The 6682-nt window shown below is 66.9% G+C and carries 3 protein-coding genes; 1 reads left to right on the forward strand and 2 read right to left on the reverse strand.

What is annotated here, in order from left to right; all coding sequences use genetic code 11:
* Positions 1 to 420 (reverse strand): Uma2 family endonuclease (locus M3498_13590; GenBank protein MDQ3460309.1); only part of this gene is annotated, 420 nt, incomplete at its 3' end.
* 364 nt (positions 421 to 784) lie between these two features.
* Between M3498_13590 and M3498_13595 the strand changes: the two genes are divergently transcribed.
* Positions 785 to 1921 carry a coproporphyrinogen III oxidase family protein gene (locus tag M3498_13595; protein MDQ3460310.1) on the forward strand — a complete coding sequence of 379 codons (1137 nt, stop codon included), beginning with the start codon at positions 785 to 787 and terminating at the stop codon, positions 1919 to 1921.
* Positions 1922 to 1945: 24 nt separating this feature from the next.
* Here M3498_13595 and M3498_13600 read toward each other — a convergent pair.
* Positions 1946 to 6682, reverse strand: a 4737-nt coding sequence (locus M3498_13600) for an NAD-glutamate dehydrogenase (GenBank protein ID MDQ3460311.1), incomplete at its 5' end; no start/stop codon positions are given.

Consider the following 6682-nt stretch of genomic DNA (forward strand, 5'->3'; position numbering starts at 1 on the left):
GCGCGGGTCGATCATCAGGTAGCCTTGCAACGTCTCGATGGTCCTGTAGGCCTGCAACTTCTCGCGCCGGTCGGTGGCCTCGGTGCTGGGCGAAAGGACCTCGGCGATAAAGCACGGGTACTGGAAGATTTTGGGGTCGGTGTCGCGCGGATCGCAGAGCACCATCACGTCCGGGTAGTAGTAGCGGTTTGAGCTTGCAATCCAGAGCTTGACGCCTTCAAACGCCACCCGGCAACCCCTGCCCCGCGCCTGCGCTCGCAGCAGCGTGTAGAGGGCGCCGGCCACCTCGTTGTGCTCGAGCGATTCACCGGGGAGGGCGTATACCACGCCATCGACGTACTCATGACGTTCGCTCGCCTGATCCTCGAAGGCCAAGTACTGCTGGGGTGTAAGGAGCCTCTGCGGCGTCAAAAGAGTCACGCCCTAGTCTAGCACCCGCGTGTCTACGCCAGCTACGAAGTCATCGCAAGGAACCACGAGCACCCGTGAGAGCGTCCCCAACATCGAGCGGCTCGAGCGGATGTTTGGATTCGAGCGCCCGGAAGAGGCGGGGCTTACCCACAATGTCAACACAACCTAGACAGCGGTCATAAGCCGCTCAAAGCGCTCACCCGATGCTTTTAGAACCAGGGCATCCGGTGGCCTCTTCGCGTAGCCGGACTTCCAACCCGGACTTCCAACCCGGACTTCCAACACTGTATCCAACACTGTATCCAACACTGTACATAACTGTACATAACTGTACATAACTGCACATAAGCGAGCACGCCTGTAGACTGTCAACGTGCCCCGCTCGCTCTACCTCCACGTGCCCTTCTGCCCAATCATCTGCCCCTACTGCGACTTTCACAAGATGAAGCGTGGAGGCGGCCTGGTCGAGGCCTATCTGGGGCGCCTCGAGGAGGAGGCTCGAGCCCTCCACGCGGAGTTCCCCACAACGCTCGACACCATCTACCTGGGCGGCGGCACCCCCTCCGTGCTCAGCGACGAGGAGCTGGCGCGCGTGGTCGGTCTTTTTGAAAAGACCTGGGGCTGGCCGGCCCGTGAGGAGACGACGCTCGAGGCCGACCCGCTGACCTTCGACGGGGCGCGGCTCGAGACCTTCAGGGCGCTCGGCGTGAGCCGCCTGTCGATCGGCCTGCAATCGACGCAGGACGGCGTGCTAGGGTTCCTGGGCCGGCGCCATAACGGCGAAGAAGGGCTCGCGGCCGTCGAGATGGCCCTGGCGGCGGGCTTCGAGGTCTCCGCCGACCTCATCACCGCCGTCCCTTCGGGGGGCGACGCGAACCCTGGGCAAGACGCGGCAAAGGACCTGCACGCGCTCGCCGCCACCGGCGTGCCTCACGTCAGCGTCTACACGCTGACCATCGAGGAGAACACCCCCTTCCACCGGCGAGGCGTCGCCGTGGATCCGGACAGGGAGGCCGCCGACTACGCGCTGGCGGGCGAGGTTCTGGCAGGCTACGGCCTCAGGCGCTACGAGGTCTCGAGCCACGCTCGCCCCGGCCACGAGTCGCGGCACAACCAGGCCTACTGGCGCATGGACCACTACCTGGCGCTGGGCCCCTCGGCCTCGGCCTTTGTGCCCGGCGCGCCGCCCGAGCGGCGGGTGAACCGCGGCATCAAGGGCTGGCTGGCGGGCGAAGCAGCCGAGCGCATCCCGGTGAGCCCCCAGGCCTTTGCCGAGGACGCGCTCATGGCCGGGCTGCGCACCCGCCGGGGCGTGGACTTAGGCGAGCTGGCAAGGCGCTCGAGCTTTCCCGTCCTGGGGCACTACCGCCCGCTCATCGCGCGCCTGGTAGGGGAGGGGCTGCTCGAGCTCGAGGGCGTCCAGTTGAGGGCGACGGAGACAGGCCTGTGGCAGCTCGACGGTATCGTTCGGGCCTTCTTCGACCATCCCAACCCGCGCCAGCCCGCCTGACGCCGGTTCTCAATTTTTGATTTGCTATGGTCGATTCCCCGCAGGCCGGGCGCTGCTCGCCACCATCTGCGCCAGCAGCCGCGCCAAGACCTCGCCGCTCGCCAGGCTGAGCCCCTCCTCGCCGCGTGCCTCTGCGACCGCGCTGTCGTAGCGCGCGAGCAGGCGGTGCTGGGTCTCCAAAAAGTCGAGCGGGTTCTCTCCCTTCCCGGCCTGCTTGGCCACCAGGTGGTGGATGGCGAGCTGGCGCTGCACCTGCCTGAGCTCCATGACCAGGCCGCCCAGGGCGATCTTCTCCCACTTGCTCTCGGTGGGCACCGCGCGCAGGCTGTCGCGCAGCCAGCCGAGATGAAGCCGGTCGCCGATGAGGTAGTAAGCCCGGCCCGCCTCCTCCAGGCTCACCCCGGCGGCCTGGCCGGCGTCGATCACGTTCATGGCGCTCGGCAGGTACTCGAGCCCGGCCACCGCGGCGGCGAGGTCGGCGCCAAAGCCGGCCTCCTCGAAGCGCCGCTGCGCCGCCGCGACATTGTCGCGCTCGCGCCCCGGCAGCAACGCCACCAGAGCGCCGCGCAGCTCGCGCAAAGGGCCGCGGTAGGCCTCGATCAGCGCGGCCAGCGAGGACATGTCGGCGCCCGTCAGGAGCATCCAGTGGCTGACGTCCTCGACGGTCTTGACCAGTTCGCCGATGGCGTCGTACTGCGCTTCGGCAGCTACCTCGTTGTCGAGCGCGAAGATGGCCGCCAAGAAGGGCTCGACCTCGAGCACCTCCAGGACCACCAGGGCGGCGCGGATGACCTCGACCGGGCTGGCGCCGGTGTCGCGGATCGAGCGGTGGACGAAGGTCTCGCCCAGGAGGTCCACGACCTTGTTGGTGAACTGGGTGGCGACGATCTCGCGGCGCAGCCGGTGCTCTTTGACGGCCTGAGCAAAGCGCTCCCGCACCGCCCCTGGGAAGTAGTCGTAGAGGTAGTGCTGGAAGTAGGGCTCGTCGGGAAAGTCGGTCTCCAAGAGGCGCCTATAGATGCCCATCTTGGTGTAGGCGAGCAAGATGGCCAGCTCGGGCCGGCTGAGGCCGCGGCCGCTCTTGGCCCGCTCCACGACCTCCTTGTGCGAGGGCAGGAACTCGACCTTGGGAGCGAGGCCGCCGCGCTCCTCCAAGTACTGCAGCAGCGACTCGAACAGGAAGACATCGCCGCGGCTGCGCCGCTGCGACAGCGAGAGGCACAGCGACTGGCTGTAGTTGTTGTGCAAGACGAGCCGGCTCACCTCGGCGGTCATGTCCTCCAGGAGGCGGTTGCGCTGCCTCAGGCTCAGATCGCCGCTCCGGACCAGCGGCTCGAGCAGGATCTTGATGTTGACCTCGTGATCGCTCATGTCCACGCCGGCGGAGTTGTCGATGGCGTCGGTGTTGATGCGCCCGCCCGAGAGCGCGTACTCGACGCGGGCGAGCTGAGTGAAGCCCAGGTTGCCGCCCTCACCCACCACCTGGGCGCGCAACTCGGAAGCGTCTATGCGCACCGCGTCGTTGCTGGAGTCGCCCACCTCGCTGTGACGCTCGCTGGCTGACTTGACGTAGGTGCCGATGCCCCCGTTCCAGAGGAGATCCACGGGCATCTTGAGCACCGCCCTGACCAGGTCCTGGCCGCTCAGGCTGTCGCGCTCGACGCCCAGCATCTCCTGCGCTTCCGGGCTCAGGCTAATGCTCTTGGCGTGGCGCGCGAAGACGCCGCCGCCCGTGGAAATCAGGCTCCTGTCGTAGTCCTGCCAGCTCGAGCGCGGCGTCTCGAACAGGCGCTTGCGCTCCCCATAGGCTTTGGCGGCGTCGGGGTCGGGGTCCAAAAAGACGTGCTGGTGGTTGAAAGCCGCCTGGAGCCGGATCTTGTCCGAATAGAGCATGCCGTTGCCGAAGACGTCGCCCGCCATGTCGCCGATGCCGGCCACCGTGAAGCCCTGGGCGCGAACGTCCACAGCCATCTCGCGAAAATGCCGTGCCACGCACTCCCAGGCGCCTCTCGCGGTGATGCCTTCCTTTTTGTGGTCGTAACCCTGCGAACCGCCCGAAGCAAAGGCGTCGCCAAGCCAGAAGCCGTACTCCGCCGAGAGTTCGTTGGCGATGTCGCTGAAGCTGGCCGTGCCCTTGTCGGCGGCGACCACCAGGTAGGCGTCGGGCTGGTCATGGATGACCAGGCCGTCGGGGTGGACGATCTCGCCGCCTGTGATGTTGTCGGTCAGATCCAAGAGGCCGCGGATGAAGGTCTTGTAGCCCTCGACGACGTAGTCGCGCAGGGCCGCCGGGTCGCTGGGCGCGCCCTTCAAGACGAAGCCGCCCTTCGAGCCCACCGGCACGATGACGGCGTTCTTGGTCATCTGCGTCTTCATGAGGCCTAAGACCTCGGTGCGGAAGTCGTCGGGGCGGTCGCTCCAGCGGATGCCGCCGCGCGCCACCATGCCGCCGCGCAGGTGGACGCCCTCGACGTTGGCGGCCATCACCGTGATCTCGAACAGCGGCCGGGGCTCGGGCATGGTCTCGATGTCATGCGAGGCGATCTTCAGGCTGATATAGGGCTTGTCCTCGAAAAAGTTGCTGCGCACCGCGGCTTGGGTGACGTTGAAGACGCCGCGCAGGCTGCGGTCCTCGGCCAGGGAGGAGACCGCGCCGAGGGAGTCGAAAAAGGCCTCGCGCGCCCCTTTCATGCGCGTCTCGCGCGCCTCGATGTCCGGCTTGAACTTGGCCTCGAAGGCGCGGTAGACGGCCGCGGCGGCGGCGGGGTGGTTGAGCATGGTGTCGATCAGAAAGCGCCGGCTCGTCACCGCGTCGATTTGCGCGTAGTAGGCTTGCAGCGCGCGCAGGAGAGCGACCTGCCGCCAGCTCAGGCCCGCCGCCAAGACGAGCCGGTTCAAGCGGTCGTTCTCGCCGCGCCCAAAGAGGAGCGCGAGCACGGTCTCGACCAAGCGCGCCTCGTGCCGACGGATGTCGAGGGGCTCCTCAAGGCTGTCCTGCACCCGAAAGACGTCGATGCCGCAGCGCGTTTCAGCGGCCTTCTTGCCCTCGCGCTTGCTGACGCCGTAGGAGATCTGCTCGAGCACCTTGAGGCCCAGGTTCTCCAAAAGCGGCATGATGTCGCTCAGGATGAGGCTGTCGCGGCGGTGGTAGATCTTCAGGTGGGTGGCCGGGTCGCGGTAGCGCGCCTCGACGGGGTTGACGAGGTCGACGCGGAACTCCTCGGCCAGCTGCTCTAGGTTGTCGATATCGCGCAAGGCCGCGCCCGCGCCGTTGGCCGCTCGGTAGCCCTCGCTAAAGGCCTCTTCGTAGCTCTCGGCCAGGCGGCGGCCCTGGACCTCGCCGTGCGCGGCGACGAGGCGCTCCAAGAGGCGGTCCTGCCAGCTACGGGTGAGTTCGGAGACGTCGCGCTCCAGAGCCGCCAGGTCGAAGTGGCTGTAGTCCTCATTGGTGATCAGGAAGAAGTGGAAGCGCACCTGCTCCTCGTCCTCGCCCATCGACAGCTGGTAGTCGACGTGCTGCGCGCCGAAGCGCTCGCTCAGCAGGTCCTGGATGCGCCGCCGCACCTGGGCGTTGAAGCGGCTGCGCGGCATGATGACCATGACCGCCAGACCGCGCGCCAGCGGATCGGGCCGGACGGTCAGGCGCACGCCCCGCTCCTGCTGCATGCCCATGATGGTGCGGATCTCGCGGTGGAGGCTTTCGGGGTCGGCCCAGAAGAGCCCCTCGCGGGGCATCGAGTTGAAGATGCTGACGATCTGCTTGTAGTCGTGCGAGCCCAGGGTGGCGCCGTCGAGCTCGAGCACCTGCTTGAGCTTGCGGCGCAAGATGGGCGTCTCCTCGACGGGTGTGGACAGCGCCTTGGAGGTAAACAGCCCGAGGATGCGCCGCTCACCCCTCACCTCCCAGCTCTCGTCCAGCTTCTTGACGCCGATATAGTCCATCCTGACCGGCCGGTGCACGGTGGACTCGGCGTTGGACTTGGTGACGATGAGGAGCGGCCCGCCGGTGATGCGCTCCCTCAGCGCCGCGGAGATCTCGGCGAGCGGCGTGGGCTCCTGGTAGGCGCTGCGAAAGGTCTTGCGCAAGATGCCCAAACCGGATCCCTCGTCGAGCTTCAGGGAGCGCTCGCCGTCCGCGACCTGGATATCGTACTCGCGGTAGCCCAAGTAGATGAAGTTGCCCGCGTCCAGCCAGGCGAGAAAGCGCTCGTACTCGAGCAGGTCCTCGGCGCGCTCTTGCTGCGCTCCGCCCTTCTCCAAGCGGGCGCGCAGGTCGTTCAGGTAGCCCCTCACGCGGCTCACCTGCTCGCGCATGGCCCGAAAATCGTCGGTCGCCAAGATGAGGTCGCCGAGCACCCGCCTGAGCTCGGCCTCGAGCTCTCTGTGCCTGCTCTCCTCGTCGATCCGCTCGACGAAAAAGATCTCGAAGGCCTCCAAGCTGCCCGGCTCCTGCGGCGGCAGGAGCCGCGCGACCTTGCCGCCTTTGCGCTCTAAGTTGAAGATAGGGTGGAGGAAGTGCTGGAGTTCGGCGCCCTGACGGCGCACCTCGGCCCTCACCGAGTCGACGATGAAGGGGCGGTCCGACAGGGCGAGCTGGACGACGGTATAGGGGGACTCCCAGCCGTCAGCCTGATAGCTCGGGTTGAAGACGCGTACCGACAGCTCCTCGGGTCTTTTGGCCTCTAGGAACGTGAGCGCGCCGACCGTCATGGCCAGCAGGCTTTCGGGGTCGAAGTCCTGCAAAAAGTCAGGGCTGGCCTT

This window comes from Deinococcota bacterium, assembly GCA_030858465.1.
Taxonomy (GTDB): Bacteria; Deinococcota; Deinococci; order Deinococcales; family Trueperaceae; genus JALZLY01.